This is a genomic window from Agrobacterium sp. LY4 (assembly GCF_001526585.1).
In the GTDB taxonomy this organism is placed as follows: domain Bacteria; phylum Pseudomonadota; class Alphaproteobacteria; order Rhizobiales; family Rhizobiaceae; genus Agrobacterium; species Agrobacterium leguminum.
On the sequence record NZ_ASYA01000023.1, the window covers coordinates 254612 to 269078 of the forward strand.

General features: G+C 60.3%; 13 protein-coding genes and 1 pseudogene. 5 read left to right on the forward strand and 9 right to left on the reverse strand.

Annotated elements, in window-relative coordinates:
- The first annotated feature begins 34 nt into the window (after positions 1 to 34).
- Together L904_RS18875 and L904_RS18880 are read left to right on the forward strand one after the other, a co-directional pair.
- A complete protein-coding gene (locus L904_RS18875) occupies positions 35 to 508 on the forward strand; it encodes a MaoC family dehydratase (RefSeq protein ID WP_035259523.1) in 474 nt (157 codons plus the stop codon).
- Complete coding sequence (locus L904_RS18880) at positions 505 to 972, forward strand: MaoC family dehydratase (protein WP_003523106.1); 468 nt, start codon at positions 505 to 507, stop codon at positions 970 to 972. The genes L904_RS18875 and L904_RS18880 overlap by 4 nt, the downstream gene beginning before the upstream one ends.
- Before the next feature lie 44 nt (positions 973 to 1016).
- Here the strand turns inward: L904_RS18880 and L904_RS18885 are convergent, their stop codons facing one another.
- The 5 genes from L904_RS18885 to petA form a co-directional block, all read right to left on the reverse strand.
- Entirely contained in the window at positions 1017 to 1559 is a 543-nt protein-coding gene (locus tag L904_RS18885; protein WP_003494623.1) for an adenine phosphoribosyltransferase, read from the reverse strand.
- A 92-nt stretch (positions 1560 to 1651) separates the two neighbouring features.
- A complete protein-coding gene (locus L904_RS18890; RefSeq protein ID WP_035259525.1) occupies positions 1652 to 2044 on the reverse strand; it encodes a GFA family protein in 393 nt (130 codons plus the stop codon).
- A gap of 84 nt (positions 2045 to 2128) precedes the next feature.
- Complete coding sequence (locus tag L904_RS18895) at positions 2129 to 3013, reverse strand: cytochrome c1 (protein WP_003523103.1); 885 nt, start codon at positions 3011 to 3013, stop codon at positions 2129 to 2131.
- A gap of 22 nt (positions 3014 to 3035) precedes the next feature.
- Positions 3036 to 4358: a cytochrome b N-terminal domain-containing protein gene (locus L904_RS18900; protein ID WP_003523102.1), complete on the reverse strand. Its 1323-nt coding sequence runs from the start codon at positions 4356 to 4358 to the stop codon at positions 3036 to 3038.
- Positions 4359 to 4372: 14 nt separating this feature from the next.
- Positions 4373 to 4951, reverse strand: a complete 579-nt coding sequence (petA, locus tag L904_RS18905; RefSeq protein WP_035239587.1) for a ubiquinol-cytochrome c reductase iron-sulfur subunit — start codon at positions 4949 to 4951, stop codon at positions 4373 to 4375.
- A gap of 309 nt (positions 4952 to 5260) precedes the next feature.
- Here petA and L904_RS18910 point away from each other — a divergent pair, with 309 nt between their 5' ends.
- Entirely contained in the window at positions 5261 to 6193 is a 933-nt protein-coding gene (locus tag L904_RS18910; RefSeq protein ID WP_020808603.1) for an endonuclease/exonuclease/phosphatase family protein, read from the forward strand.
- 9 nt (positions 6194 to 6202) lie between these two features.
- Here L904_RS18910 and L904_RS18915 read toward each other — a convergent pair.
- The 3 genes and pseudogenes from L904_RS18915 to L904_RS18925 form a co-directional block, all read right to left on the reverse strand.
- Positions 6203 to 8070 (reverse strand): annotated as a pseudogene (locus tag L904_RS18915) (ABC transporter ATP-binding protein).
- 342 nt (positions 8071 to 8412) lie between these two features.
- Entirely contained in the window at positions 8413 to 10263 is a 1851-nt protein-coding gene (locus tag L904_RS18920) for an ABC transporter ATP-binding protein (RefSeq protein WP_003523098.1), read from the reverse strand.
- A gap of 380 nt (positions 10264 to 10643) precedes the next feature.
- A complete protein-coding gene (locus L904_RS18925; protein WP_020808605.1) occupies positions 10644 to 11519 on the reverse strand; it encodes a phosphodiesterase in 876 nt (291 codons plus the stop codon).
- Between the two features lie 234 nt (positions 11520 to 11753).
- On the opposite strand from L904_RS18925, the gene L904_RS18930 reads away from it, so the two are divergent.
- Both L904_RS18930 and L904_RS18935 read left to right on the forward strand, forming a co-directional pair.
- The gene (locus L904_RS18930; protein ID WP_020808606.1) at positions 11754 to 12215 is read left to right on the forward strand and encodes a tRNA (cytidine(34)-2'-O)-methyltransferase; all 462 of its coding nucleotides are present in this window, start codon (positions 11754 to 11756) and stop codon (positions 12213 to 12215) included.
- Between the two features lie 172 nt (positions 12216 to 12387).
- On the forward strand, positions 12388 to 14040 hold the full coding sequence (locus tag L904_RS18935) for a Na/Pi cotransporter family protein (RefSeq protein ID WP_020808607.1): 1653 nt from the start codon (positions 12388 to 12390) through the stop codon (positions 14038 to 14040).
- A gap of 35 nt (positions 14041 to 14075) precedes the next feature.
- Here L904_RS18935 and L904_RS18940 read toward each other — a convergent pair whose 3' ends face one another.
- A complete protein-coding gene (locus L904_RS18940; protein ID WP_003523094.1) occupies positions 14076 to 14351 on the reverse strand; it encodes a hypothetical protein in 276 nt (91 codons plus the stop codon).
- Positions 14352 to 14467: the final 116 nt, after the last annotated feature.

The following is a 14467-nucleotide window of genomic DNA, read 5'->3' on the forward strand; positions in this document are numbered from 1 at the left end:
GCCGCCGATATTGACTGTGCGAAGGGAGGAAACCATGACGCCGGTCGCGACATATGCCTATGAGGATTTTTCCGTCGGTCGGGAATTTCCTTTGGGCCCGCAATCGATTTCCGCAGAGCAGATCATCACCTTCGCCAGCGAATTCGACCCACAGCCGATGCATCTTTCCGAAGAGGCTGGCCGCCAGAGCATTCTCGGCGGACTGGCGGCTTCCGGCTGGCACACCTGCAGCCTGCTGATGCGGATGATGGCAGACAGCTACATCTCGAACTCGACCTCGCAGGGCAGCCCCGGAATCGATTTCGTCGACTGGAAAAAGCCGGTTCTGGCGGGCGATACGCTTGTCGGAAAATCCATCGTGCTGGAACAGCGGCCCTCCGCCTCGCGCCCCGGCATTGGCCTCGTGAAATTACGCCACGAGCTTTATAACCAGCGCGGCGTTCTGGTATCGCACGGGGAAAACACCGTGATGTTCCTGATGCGCGGCAAGGGAGGCGTTGCAGCATGAAACTGGCGGAACTTTCTCCCATCGGCGAACGCGTCACCCTCGATACGCTGCATTTTTCCGCCGAAGACATCATCCGTTTTGCCCGCGATTTCGATCCGCAGCCCTTTCATCTCGACGCGGAAGCCGCAAAGAACAGCGTTTTCGGCGCTCTCTGCGCTTCCGGCTGGCACACCGGCGCAGGCTGGATGAAATGCTTCCTCTCTCACTGGGCCAAAGAGGTGAAAAGGTTGAAGCTACAAGGCCTTGAGCCACCCAAACTCGGCCCCTCCCCCGGCTTTCGCGAACTCAAATGGAAAAAACCGGTCTTCGCCGGAGACGATGTCACCTATTTCGTCACCCTGCTCGACACCCGAGCGCTGGAATCCAGAGCCGGCGTCTGGCTGAACACGACCTTCAATGAGGGCGTGAACCAGTCTGGAGAGACGGTGCTGACCTTCCAGAGCGGGGTTCTGGAATTCGAATAGAATGAGCGCCGGGGCAATAGCGTCACCATTGCCCCGTTACCATCTCAGTGGCCGGAAAATTCCACCAGCGTCCGCACCTCGACACCGAGGTCTTCCAGCTTCTTGCGGCCACCGAGATCGGGCAGGTCGATAACGAAACAGGCGGAAACGATCTCCGCGCCCATCTGCCGCAAAAGCTTGACCGCGCCTTCGGCAGTGCCGCCGGTGGCAATCAGGTCATCGACCAGAATGACCTTTTCGCCCGGCTGAACCGCATCCACATGCATTTCCATTTCGTCGACGCCGTATTCAAGGCTGTAGGCGACGCGGACGGTGGTGTGCGGCAGCTTGCCCTTCTTGCGGATCGGCACGAAACCGGCCGATAGCTGATGCGCCACCGCACCGCCCAGAATGAAGCCGCGTGCTTCCATGCCGGCGATTTTGTCGATCTTCGTTCCGGCATAGGGCTGCACGAGTTCGTCCACGGCACGGCGAAAAGCGCGGGGGTTGCCGAGCAGCGTCGTGATGTCCCGGAAGATGATGCCCGGCTTCGGATAGTCGGGAATGGAACGGATGGCAGCGGAAAGCTCCGAAGCGATAACGGTCATGGTATTTCCAGTTGAGATAAGGGAAATGGATCAGAAGGTTCGGGCCACCCTATCAACTTGACGGCTGCGGACCAACTAAAAAGGGCCGGCGCTCATTCTGCCGGCGACATTCCCTCGATCCGCGCCCAGACCGGGCAGACATCCTCGAAGGAATGCGACAGGGGCCGCAGGGCCTCGTCGTCCCTGTCATCGAAACTTCCCGAGACCAGCGCAACCGTCGGCGCTTCGTCGATGGCGCCAAGCGTGCTGCCGCAGATCGGGCAGAAAGCCCGGCTGGAATAATCGGAGGATCGGAAAGTCGAAGGCGCGCCGCCCTCTCCCGTCCACGTCACCGCATCCCTCTCGAACTCCACCCAGGCAAGGCTGGGCGCACCGGAATGCCGCTGGCAGATATCGCAGGAGCAAGTGTGCGGATTGCCGGGCTCGCCCTTCGCTTCAAAACGGATGGAGCCGCATAGACAGCCGCCGTTACGAATTTTCGTCATTTCCACCATCCCTCTCGACACATGAAAAGGCCCCCACGGAAGACCGTGGGGGCCAATGACTGACAGGCATCTTCTGGATGCCGATCAATGTTCCTTGTTGGCGTAGACCGATTTCTTGGTGAGATAGATCAGCGCCGTGAAGATGAACAGGAACACCATGACCATGAAGCCGGTGCGCTTGCGCTCTTCCAGATGCGGTTCTGCCGCCCACATCAGGAACGCAGCAACGTCCTTGGAATATTGGTCCACGGTCTGCGGCGCGCCGTCGTCATAAGTCACCTGATCGGCACTGATCGGCGGCGCCATCTTCAGCGCGGCTGCGCTGACGAAATACGGGTTGAAATGTGTGCCTTCCGACACTTCAACGCCGGCCGGCGGATCCTGATATCCGGTCAGCAGCGCATGGATGTAGTCCGGGCCGCCTTCCTGATAACCGCCGACGATCGGGATCATGTCGATGAGGAATTGCGGAAAGCCGCGCTCCACGCCGCGCGCCTTGGCGAGCAGCGACATGTCGGGCGGGGCCGCCCCACCGTTGGCGGCAGCGGCCGCCTCATGGTTCGGGAAAGGCGAAGGGAAATGATCGGAAGGCACGGCCTTGCGATTATACATTTCACCATCGGCGTTCGGCCCGTCCTGCACTTCATATTCCGCGGCGAAAGCCTTCACCTGCTCGTCCGAATAACCGAGATCCTCCAGCGTGCGGAAGGAAACGAGGCTCATGGAATGGCAGGCGGAGCAGACTTCCTTATAGACCTTCAGGCCGCGCTGAAGCTGGCCCTTGTCGTATTTGCCGAAGGGTCCGGCAAAGGACCAGCTCTGCTCTTCAGGCTTGATGACCGGGAAGTGACCCCCGGCAATCGCGTGCTCCGTCTGGGCGGCGAGATCATGGCTCTCCTCCGCCGCGAAGGCGGCGGCGGAACAGCCGATGGCGGCGAAAAGCGCGATGCTCGTTACAAGCTTCTTCATTGTCGTCATCCTTCCTTCGCGCTCAGACTTCGGCAGCCGCAGATGCGGCACCCGTCTTGGCGGCGTTCTTTTCGAGAACGGCCTCGGTAATCGAATTCGGAATACGCCGGGGCGTTTCGACCAGACCGAGGATCGGCATGATGACGAGGAAGAAACCGAAATAATAAAGCGTGCCGAGCTGCGAATAGCCGACATAATTGCCTTTCAGATCGCCGGTGAGCAGGCCGATCAGGCCAGTTCCTTCCGCCGGGCGAGAACCCAGCCAGCCGAGCATGATGGCATTGACCACGAACAGCCAGAAGAACATCTTGTACCAGGGACGATAGACGGCGGAACGCACCTTCGACGTATCGAGCCAGGGCAGGAAGAACAGCACGACGATCGCGCCGAACATCACGAGAACGCCGCCCAGCTTGGAATCGATGATCCAGATGTTGAAGGTGATGGCGCGCAGCATGGCGTAGAACGGCAGGAAGTACCATTCCGGAACGATATGCGCCGGCGTCTTCAGCGGATCGGCCATGATGTAGTTGTCGGGGTGGCCAAGGAAGTTCGGCATGTAGAACACGAACCAGGCATAACCGATCAGGAACACGGAAACACCGAGCGCATCCTTCAGCGTCGCATAGGGTGTGAAGGGAACCGTGTCGGTCTTGCTCTTCACTTCAACGCCGGTCGGGTTGGTCTGGCCGGTCACATGCAGCGCCCAGATGTGGAGGATCACGACGCCTGCGATCATGAAGGGCAGCAGATAATGAAGCGCAAAGAAGCGGTTCAGGGTCGGCTGATCAACGGCAAAGCCGCCGAGCAGGAACTGCTGGATCCATTCGCCGATGGCCGGGAACGCCGTGAAGAAGCCGGTGATAACGGTTGCGCCCCAGAAGGACATCTGGCCCCAGGGCAGAACGTAGCCCATGAAGCCCGTCGCCATCATCAGCAGGAAGATCACGCAGCCGAGAATCCAGAGGATTTCGCGCGGCGCCTTGTAGGAGCCGTAATAAAGGCCACGGGCGATGTGCAGGTAAACCGCGATGAAGAAGAACGACGCACCGTTGGCATGCATGTAGCGCAGCAGCCAGCCATGGTTGACGTCGCGCATGATCTTTTCGACGGAATTGAAGGCGACCGTCGTTTCGGCCGCATAATGCATGGCCAGCACGACGCCGGTGAGGATTTGCACCAGCAGCATGACGGAAAGCATCGCGCCGAAGGTGTAGGCGTAGTTCAGGTTACGCGGGACAGGATAGGCAACGAAGCTGTCATAGATCATGCGCGGCAAGGGAAGCCGCGAATCGATCCACCTTTCGATGCCGGTGGACGGCTGATAACTGGAATGGCCACTCATGAATATCTGTCCCCTTATCCGATCTTGATCACGGTATCGGATGTGAATGCAAATGTCGGGATGGCGAGGTTCTGCGGCGCCGGACCCTTACGTATGCGGCCCGCCGTATCGTAGTGCGAGCCATGGCAGGGACAGAACCACCCGCCGAAATCGCCGGCCTGGCCGAGCGGAATGCAACCAAGATGGGTACAGGAACCGACCATGACGATCCAGTTTTCCTTGCCCTCGCCGGCGGAGCGGTCGATATCCGTCGCCTGCGCGTCGGCGGCGATGTTGGCATTGCGCGCCACGGGATCCTTCAGATCGCCGAGAGCGACGGCCTTGGCTTCCTCGATTTCCTTTTCCGTGCGGTTGCGGATGAAAATCGGCTTGCCGCGCCACTTCACGGTAAGCGACATGCCTGGCTCGACGGCCGTGACATCCACCTCGATGGAGGCGAGCGCCAGCGTCGATGCATCGGGACGCATCTGGTCGATAAAGGGCCATGCAACTGCGGCGGCACCGACAGCGCCCGCCATTCCCGTCACTAGGTAAAGAAAATCGCGACGGGTCGGTTCACCCGAAGCGTCGTGATTGGTTACGTGCTCGCTCACCGCTACACCATCCTCTGCGCTGTTTTTGCCGTAAATCGCATGAGTCCTCCCGCTATGATTTGATCCAAGACAAACTCCGTCCCATCGTCCTGGTCATTCTCGCGGCATTTGAGAAACCGCGTCATGTGTTTGATCGCAAAATATTGACTGACTTGGCAAGAGCAAAGCACACAAAGCTGCCGTAATTCTGCCGGAGGGGGCCGATTTGGCTCGCATTTTTTCGCCGTCCTTGGCAGGCGGGCAACATTGTGCGCATCCATGCACCATGTTAGGAGACTTCAAGGGAGAGCGCGGAAAGCAGGGATTCGGATGACGGCGAAGCTCTCTTGCATGGTCTCCACGGCAGCGGCTGCCGTTCTTTTCGTCGCCAGCCTGCGTTATGTGACGGATTTCTGGCTTCTCGCCTTCGTCACCAGTTTCCAGCTGCACATAGCCATCGTCTGTATCCTGCTCTCATGCCTCGTTTTCTGGCTGACGCGTGACGCGGTTTCGGCGCTCCTCGTCGTCTGGTCGCTTGCGCTCGCCATCCATGCCATTGCCATGCTTCTGGAATTTTCCACATCCGCCAACCCGGCGCCAGGCGCCAAACCCTTCCGGCTGCTGTCCTTCAACGTGCTGATGGACAATGCCGCCAATGCGGACGCAATTGCCGACACGATTCTCGAATCGGGCGCGGATGCCGTCTATCTCTTCGAGGCGGCGGCGCTGAAATCGGCCCTGCCGCGACTGCAGCAAACCTATCCGCACAGGATTGGCTGTTACACCGGAACCCCCGGATGCGATCTGGTCATCCTGTCAAAAAGACCGTTGCTGGAAGGCCGTTTCCACAGCCTCAGCGATCTTCGGCGGGACCGGTTTGCCATAGCCCAGATCGATCTCGACGGCACGGAACTGACGCTCGCCGCCGGGCATATCACCAAGCCCTATTTCGACGATTATCATCGCGACGAACTCGATGAAGTCAGCGAAATTCTCTTTCGCGTCACCGGGCCGCTCATTCTGGCCGGAGATTTCAATTCGGCCAGCATCGCCCCTGACATGCGCGCTTTCCTCGCCGCCAACGATCTGAAGAAAGCGACCTTCGAACCCGCCACATGGCCGACGGAGGCCGGCCGCTTCGGCATCGCCATCGACCACATCTTCGCCCGCGAACCGGCGACGCTGATGAAAACCACCCGCCTGCCCGACAGCCTCGGTTCCAATCATTACGGCCTGATGGCGGATTTCATGATCGGGAAATAGCCGAAGGCCTTATTGCGCCGCTTCGTCCGCGGCAAGAAAACCGCCCGACTGCCGCGCCCAGAGTTCCGAATAGAGACCGCCCTGCATGACCAGATCGGAATGGCTGCCCTGTTCGACGATGCGCCCCTGATCCATCACGATCAGCCGGTCGAGAGCGGCGATGGTCGACAGGCGATGGGCGATGGCCAGCACCGTCTTTCCCTGCATCAGCTCGTCCAGATTGCTCTGGATCGCCGCCTCCACCTCCGAATCGAGCGCCGACGTCGCCTCATCGAGCACGAGGATCGGTGCGTCCTTCAGCATCACGCGGGCGATTGCGATGCGCTGGCGCTGGCCGCCGGACAATTTCACGCCGCGTTCGCCCACATGTGCATCGAACCCCTTGCGACCGCGCTGATCCTCGAGCCTGGCGATGAAATCATCCGCCTTGGCGCGCCGCGTCGCCTCCTGCAATTGCGCTTCGGTGGCATCGGTGCGGCCGAACAGGATATTGTCGCGAATGGAGCGATGCAGCAGCGACGTATCCTGCGTGACCATGCCGATATGGGCGCGCAGCGATTCCTGCGTCACCCTGGCGATATCCTGCCCGTCGATCAGGATGCGGCCTTTTTCGACATCGTAAAAACGCAGAAGCAGATTGACGAGGGTGGATTTTCCCGCCCCGGAGCGTCCGACGATGCCTACCTTCTCGCCCGCCCTGATTTCGAGATTGAGATGGTCGATGACGCCGTTCGCGCGCCCGTAATGGAAGCTGACATTTTCGAAACGGATGCCCGGCTTCTTGACCTCTAGCACCGTCGCCTCCGGCGCATCGACGAGACCGATCGGCTGCGAAATCAGTTCGGCGGCATTCTGCACCGTGCCGAAATTGCGCATGATGCCGTTGAACTGCGTCATCAGCCGGCCGAGCAGGAAGTTGAGACGCAGCACCAGCGCCAGCGTGAAGGCCACCGCACCGGAACTGATCTTGCCGGAAAGCCACAGATCGATGCAGAGCGCAGCCATGGAGGTAATCATCACGCCGGACAGCAGCGCCATGGAGGCGCGCACGCCGGTGATGAACCGGGTGAATGTCATGGTCGCTTGCTGGAAAATGTCGAAACCCTGCCGCATGTAGCGGTCATTGGCATCATCTCGCCCGAACAGCCGGAGCGTCTGGATATTGCTATAGGCATCCACCATGCGGCCGGAGAGCATCGAGGCCGCTTCCGCCGTTTCCTTGGAATGGTAGCGGATACGTGGCACGAAATAGCGCGCCAGCAGCGAGATATCCCCACCCAGACGACGACGACGACCGCAAGCCGCCAGTCCAGCCCGCCAATCAGGAACAGCATGGAAACGGAATAGATGCCGACGAACCACACGCTTTCCATCAGCGAGGTGACGAGATCGCCCGCAGCCTGCCCGCCCGACCAGACCTTGGTGACGATGCGGCCGGAAAAATCGTTCTGGAAGAAGGTCAGCGATTGCCGCGCCACATGCATATAGGATTGCCAGCGCACCAGATTGTAAAAACCGGGCGTGATGATCTGCTGATCCACCAGCGCCGTTACCATGGTGACGATAAAACGCACGACGCCGATCAGCACCAGCATGCCCACCAGCTCGCCGCCATGGGCCGCAAGCAGCCCCGCCCAGCCCTCTTCCGGCTTCACGGTAGAGAGAATATCCACCAGCCGCCCGACGAACCAGAACAGCGCCGCCTCGATGGCCGCCGTCAGCCCGCCGAGCACCAGCATGGCGAAAAACGGCGCCTTGGCCTGCGAGATGTAGAACCAGATAAAGGCGAACGTGCTTTCAGGCGGCCGCAAATCGTCCTTGCGGGCGAAGGGCTTTATCCAGTTCTCGAAAAACTCGAAGATGCGGGTAATAACCATGATCCGGATATAGGCGGATTCCCGGAGCGGGAACAGCCGCGAAGGCTTCGGGAAGAGATTATATTTCGGTAACATTCGTGAAATGAAAAAGGGCGGGGAATGTTCCACCGGCCCTAAGATCGACACGACTAGATTTAGCGCATTCGTAGCATCCGCACGCCGTCACCCCGGACTAGATCCGGGGTCCAGCGCGATCAAGTCCTTGATCGCAAAAGACTCCTCTCACGGCGCAGACGCGCCGTGGCTGGATGCCGGATCTAGTCCGGCATGACGGAGGAGAGGTTAGCGCACATATCATAGGCGAGAGGGCGGGAAACCATGCTTGCCGCCCTCCGTCTTTCCTTACTCTGCCGCCACTTCCGCCTCGTGGTCGGCGATGAAGCCGCCGGACTGGCGCCGCCACAGATCGGCATAGATACCGCCCATCGCCACCAGTTCCGCATGGCTGCCCGCCTCCACGATCCGGCCCTTGTCGAGAATGATGAGCCGGTCCATTTCGGTCAGCGTCGAAAGGCGGTGGGCGATCGCGATCACCGTCTTGCCTTCCATCAGCGAGAACAGGTTTTCCTGGATCGCCGCTTCGACTTCCGAGTCGAGCGCCGAAGTCGCCTCGTCCAGCACCAGGATCGGCGCGTTCTTGAGGAAGACGCGGGCGATTGCGATACGCTGGCGCTGGCCGCCGGAGAGCTTCACGCCGCGTTCGCCCACCTGCGCATCGAGGCCCTGACGGCCATGCATGTCGACAAGCGTTTCGATGAAGTCCCAGGCATTCGCCCGCTTCGCCGCCGCGATCACCTGCTCGTCCGTGGCTTCGGGGTGACCATAGGCGATGTTGTCGCGGATCGACCGGTGCAGCAGCGAGGTATCCTGCGTCACGACGCCGATCAGCTCGCGCAGGCTGTCCTGCGAGACCTTCGAGATGTCCTGCCCGTCGATGGTGATCCTGCCCGCTTCCAGATCATAGAAACGCAGAAGCAGGTTCATCAGCGTCGTCTTGCCCGCACCCGAACGCCCGACCAGACCGACCTTTTCGCCCGGTTTGATGTCGAGCGTCAGCCCGTCGATCACGCCCTTGTTCTTGCCGTAGTGGAAACGGACATTGTCATAACGGATCGCGCCCTGCGGGGCCGCAAGCTCAGGCGCCTTCGGAACGTCGACGATATCGTGCGGCTTCGTCATCATCGACATGCCGTCATAGACCGTGCCGATATTTTCGAACAGCGAGGTGACTTCCCACATGATCCACTGCGACATGCCGTTGACGCGCATCGCAAGGCTGATGGCGATGGCGACCGAACCAGCGGTGACCGAACCCTGCATCCAGAAATAAAGACCGAGCGCCGCCGTGGAAAACAGCACCAGCGCGTTGTTGAGGTCGATCAGGATGTTGAAGCCGGAAATCTTGCGCATCTGGCGGTGAACCGTGCCGAGAAACACATTCATGCCCTCGCGCGCATATCTTTCCTCGCGCCCCGCATGGGAAAACAGCTTGATCGTCGAGATGTTGGTGTAGCTGTCGACGATCCGGCCCGTCATCATCGAGCGCGCATCGGCCTGCTCCTGCGCCAGCCGGCCGAGCTTCGGCACGAAATAAGCGAGGATGGCCATATAGATACCGAGCCAGACCAGCAGCGGAATGACCAGCCGCCAGTCCGCCGCCGCGACCATGAACAGCATCGAGACGACAAAGCTGATCGCATAGACGAAGACGTCGATCACCTTCAGCGCCACTTCGCGGATCGCCAGCGCCGTCTGCATCACCTTGGTCGAAACGCGGCCGGCAAACTCGTTGGCAAAGAAGTTCATGGAATGGCGCAGCAGGAAACGGTGCATCTTCCAGCGCGCAATCATGCCGAAATTGCCGGCAAGCGTCTGGTGCATCGTCATGGTGTGGATCGCGCCCATCAGCGGCAGCACGAAGAGCACCAGCGCCGCCATGCCGATCAGATGCCAGCCCTCATCGGCAAAAAACGTCTCGCGATTGGCCGTGGAAAGCCAGTCGACGATATTGCCGAGGAATTTGTAGAGCATGGCTTCCGCAATCGCGATGCCCATGGACATCAGGCCAAGCAGCAGGAGCCATGGCCATGCGGGCTTCACATAATGCCACAGGAACGGCAAAAGCTTCTTTGGCGGCACGGAGGGCGCCGAAGAGGGAAAAGGATCGAGGCGTTTTTCAAACCAGCCAAACATAGGCCAAGCTCCGGCAATCAATCGTTCCATCGTGACATGGTGAGCGGACACAAATATGGCTCACGACGGAACGGAAAAGTCTTTGGATATGGCCGTGACAGCCACATGACGAATCGAAAAATGGGAAACGCGGGCGAACCGCGGAGTAACACCTAAGCCAGCAGCGGCACGACGGGGGCCGGGAGGCGAATACGAACATCATTTAGCATGAGAACCTCCCTTGGCTGGTGTTGAAGATATGGCCTTGTAGCGCAAAATTTAGTCAATGACCAGTCGGAAAGACACCGAATACGCGAGAAAACATGCAGGTGCCGCCCAAAGGCGAACGGGCGGAGATGACCCCGCGAGGTCTCCGCCCGTTAAACGATGCGCACGTCGCCCTATTCGGCCGCGTCCTGCGCCTCTGCGCTTTCATAGCCCGCAATCAACTCGGCCATTCCGGCCTGCGTATGCCGCTTCAATTCCCGGCGATCGCTGGGCTGCGGCGCGAAGGTGACGGTCAGCCCCGTGTCCCTTATCGTGCCGATGGCGAAGGACGCACCGGACAACATGCGCACGCCCTCATGCAGCCAAAGCGGATCGGTGGCGAAATGCTGGCCGATGCCGACCACGACGGGAATGCCCTGCCAGTGCGACATGCGGTCGTAATGGATATGGCCCGCAAGAATGCCGATGACATCATGCTCGAACAGCACCTCGTCCAGCGCCTCGGTATCCGCGAAGGAAAGCGATTCCCACTCCGCCTCCGGGCGGTCGAAATCAAGCGCCGGCGCATGGTGCATCACCAGCAGCTTCGGCAGTTCGGGGTGGTTTTCCAGCTCATCCTCGAGCCATTCGATCTGCCCCGGCTCGAAAGCGCCGCCAACCTTGCCCGGAACGCTGGTATCCATGACGATGATGTGGATGCCGGCAATGACCTCGGCATGGTCATAGGGCTCGTCCAGATCCTCATGGCGGTCGAGCATGACCGGATAAAAACCGTCGCGGCGGTCATGATTGCCGAGCGCGAAGAGCACCGGCATATCGAGTTCCGCTTCCGCCATCAGCCGCTTGAGTTCCTCATAGCTGCCGGCATCGCCCCTGTTGGTCAGATCGCCGCTGGCAACGATGAATTCAGGCGGCGGCACCAGCGCCTTGATCTGCGCAAGCGTCGCGGAAAGCGTGGCCGAGGTCTCGGAATAAAGATCATCGTCCTGCACCTGCGGATTGCCCACATGCAGATCGGTCAGATGGACGAAATTCACCCGTTCGGACATGGTGTCCTCCTGTTGTTGCGTGCAGAAAATCCGGCTCGAAACGGCCTGTCCCGACCATTCACGATGGTCCGGGCAAGCCCGACGATGCATTGGTGAATGGGTAGCCGCCCTGTGTGTCACGCGAATGAACATCCGGCCGGGAACGACGCCTCAAAGGGACTTTTCGCAGCATAGCTGTCGCCCGGCCCCTGCCCGTGATAATCGGACGGGCAGACCAACCGCAGTGAGACGTCCATGCCCGAAATCAGGATCGCCCTTTACCAGCCCGATATTCCCGGCAACACCGGCACCATCCTGCGGCTGGCCGCCTGTCTCGGCCTCGGCGTCGACATCATCGAGCCGGCCGGTTTCGATATTTCCGACCGTAATCTGAAACGGGCGGGCATGGACTACATCGCGGCGGCGGCGCTGACGCGCCATGTCAGCTGGGACCGTTTCGAGGAATGGCGGGCAACCACCGGCCGTCGTCTCGTTCTCGCCTCCACCAAAGCCGCCCTGCCCTATACGAAGATCGCCTACCGCACGGATGACATCCTGCTTTTCGGCCGCGAAAGTGCCGGCGTACCGGACCATGTGCATGAAAAGGCAGAGGAGCGAATCATCATCCCCATGGTGGCGGGACAGCGCTCCATCAACGTCGCCATGTCGGCGGCGATGATCGCCGGCGAGGCTTTGCGTCAGGTGGCATGGGCATAGGCGTCATTTTTAACGCCAATTTTTCGGGCAAATACAAAATTTGACCGTTTTTACTTCAAAACTGTCGCAACCCGGCCTGTACCGAGGGCATCGAGGCTCCTATACTGATTAGCCGGACAATAAAAATCGTGCTCGCCGGAACCATCCGCCGGCGGGTGTGAGGAGACGTCGCATGCAATCCACCATTGTCATCGTCAACCTTCTCGGCGCAGTCGCGCTGCTGCTCTTCGGCCTTGCCCAGGTCAAGGATGGCGTCACCCGCGCCTTCGGCATGAAACTGCGAAGTGTGCTGGCCACCGGCACCCAGAACGGTCCGCGTTCCTTCTTTTCCGGCTTCTTCGCCACCGTCGCGCTGCAAAGCTCGACGGCGACGGCGCTCACCGTCGCCTCCTTTGCTGAACGAGACCTCATCAGGCCGCGCATGGCGCAGGTGGTGCTGCTGGGCGCCAATGTCGGCACCGCCGTTACCGCATGGATCGTCGCGGCCGGGGTGGAATGGCTGTCGCCGCTGCTGATCCTTGCCGGCATTATTTTGAAAAAGGGCAGCTCCAATGCCCGGCAGGGCGGCGGAACGGCGCTGATCGGCATCGGCCTCATGCTTCTGTCGCTGCATCTGTTGAGCGGCGCAACAGAACCGATGCGCGCCTCGCCGGCTCTCGGCGTCTTTATCGGCCTGCTTGACGGGGCATGGCCCGTCGCGCTGATCTTTTCCGCCGTGCTCGCCTTCGTTTCGTCTTCCAGCCTTGCCGTCGTGGTGCTCATCCTGTCGCTGGCCGCCACCGGCACGCTTTCCACCGGCCTCATCATCGTGCTCATTCTCGGCGCCAATCTCGGCGGCGCCATTCCGCCGGTCATCGCCACGCTTTCCGGCCCCGCCTCGGCACGGCGCATCACCATGGGCAACCTTCTGGTGCGCACCATTGGCTGCCTCATCGCCCTGCCGCTTGCCTCCTATGGCGCGGAATTCCTGCAGCAATTGCCGCTTTCGCCCGCAAAATTGCCGGTCGACGCCCATCTGATCTTCAACGTCATTCTGGCGGCGCTGGCCTGGCCCTTCTCCGGCCTCCTGTCCGACTTGATGGCAAGGCTGGTGCCGGGCGATCCGAAAGCCGAAGACGGTCCGAATTTCCTCGACCAGCAGGCGCTGGACATGCCGGTCGTGGCACTTGCCAACGCCACCCGCGAGGTGCTGGGTGTCGGCGACAGCATCGAGCGGATGCTGATCCGCGCCGAAAACGCCTTCAAGCACAACGATCTGGCGCCGCTTCAGGAGGTTTCCCTGCTGGAAAAGAAGGTCGACCGCCGCCAGCAGGAGGTGAAGGTCTATCTGTCGCAGCTGGGACGCAAGGGGCTTTCCGACGAAGAAGCGCGTCGTTCGATCGCCATCATCGACTACGCCATCAACCTCGAACATATCGGCGATATCATCGAAAAGGGCATTTGCGAGCAAATCCGCAAGAAGGTCCTGAACAGCTTCAAATTTTCCGATGACGGTTATGAGGAATTGAAAACCCTGTTCGACATGACCATCGAGAACCTGCGCGCCGCCCAGAGCATTCTGGTAACCGGCGATTTCGAGCTCGCCCGCAGGCTGATGGAAAGCAAGGTGGATATACGCCGCCTCGAAAAACAGTCCTCCAACCGCCATCTGGAGCGGCTGCGCGACGGGCTGGCGGAAAGTATGCAGACCAGTTCGCTGCATCTCGACATGCTGCGCGACCTCAAACGCATCAACGCCCATATCGTCACGGTGGCGCATCCCATTCTGGATGAAAGCGGCGTGCTGATCGAAAGCCGCCTGCGTTATGCCGAGCCCCGCGCCTGAAAGCATTTCCGGGAAATGCGAAAACGCTCCAAAATTCAATCGGCCGAAGGAAGCCGCCGCATGGTGAATTCGATGCGGTCGCCTTCCAGTTGCCGCCAGCTTTCCACTTCCGTCCAGTAGGCCGCTTTCGGAAAGCTGTCGAACCATTCGCGCGCCTTGGCGCGGGCTTCCTCGCGTCCGAGACAGAAGGTCTGCCGCACGAACATGCCATTGCGCGTCTTGTCGTCGCCCGAGCCTTCACGCGCCTTGCGGTGATTGGCGATCCTGCGCTTCAGCCCGTCCAGGGGCGGCGGTCCGGTAAATTTCGTCATGATATTCACCTCTGGCACCTACATCGATAAAGATAGTGCCCGCATGTGAACTTGGCGAGTCGAATTTGTGCGCGGGGCCTGCACCTGCTAGACGCGACAGGGAATCGACTTCACCT

Bases quoted from the DNA above. Each gene is read 5' to 3' on its own strand.
- L904_RS18935 (WP_020808607.1), top strand. From the start codon at position 12,388: ATGCAATCCACCATTGTCATCGTCAACCTTCTCGGCGCAGTCGCGCTG.
- L904_RS18895 (WP_003523103.1), bottom strand. From the start codon at position 3,013: ATGAAGAAGCTTGTAACGAGCATCGCGCTTTTCGCCGCCATCGGCTGT.
- L904_RS18890 (WP_035259525.1), bottom strand. From the start codon at position 2,044: ATGACGAAAATTCGTAACGGCGGCTGTCTATGCGGCTCCATCCGTTTT.
- L904_RS18920 (WP_003523098.1), bottom strand. From the start codon at position 10,263: ATGTTTGGCTGGTTTGAAAAACGCCTCGATCCTTTTCCCTCTTCGGCG.
- L904_RS18880 (WP_003523106.1), top strand. From the start codon at position 505: ATGAAACTGGCGGAACTTTCTCCCATCGGCGAACGCGTCACCCTCGAT.
- L904_RS18930 (WP_020808606.1), top strand. From the start codon at position 11,754: ATGCCCGAAATCAGGATCGCCCTTTACCAGCCCGATATTCCCGGCAAC.
- L904_RS18900 (WP_003523102.1), bottom strand. From the start codon at position 4,358: ATGAGTGGCCATTCCAGTTATCAGCCGTCCACCGGCATCGAAAGGTGG.
- L904_RS18885 (WP_003494623.1), bottom strand. From the start codon at position 1,559: ATGACCGTTATCGCTTCGGAGCTTTCCGCTGCCATCCGTTCCATTCCC.
- L904_RS18910 (WP_020808603.1), top strand. From the start codon at position 5,261: ATGACGGCGAAGCTCTCTTGCATGGTCTCCACGGCAGCGGCTGCCGTT.
- L904_RS18940 (WP_003523094.1), bottom strand. From the start codon at position 14,351: ATGACGAAATTTACCGGACCGCCGCCCCTGGACGGGCTGAAGCGCAGG.
- L904_RS18875 (WP_035259523.1), top strand. From the start codon at position 35: ATGACGCCGGTCGCGACATATGCCTATGAGGATTTTTCCGTCGGTCGG.
- L904_RS18925 (WP_020808605.1), bottom strand. From the start codon at position 11,519: ATGTCCGAACGGGTGAATTTCGTCCATCTGACCGATCTGCATGTGGGC.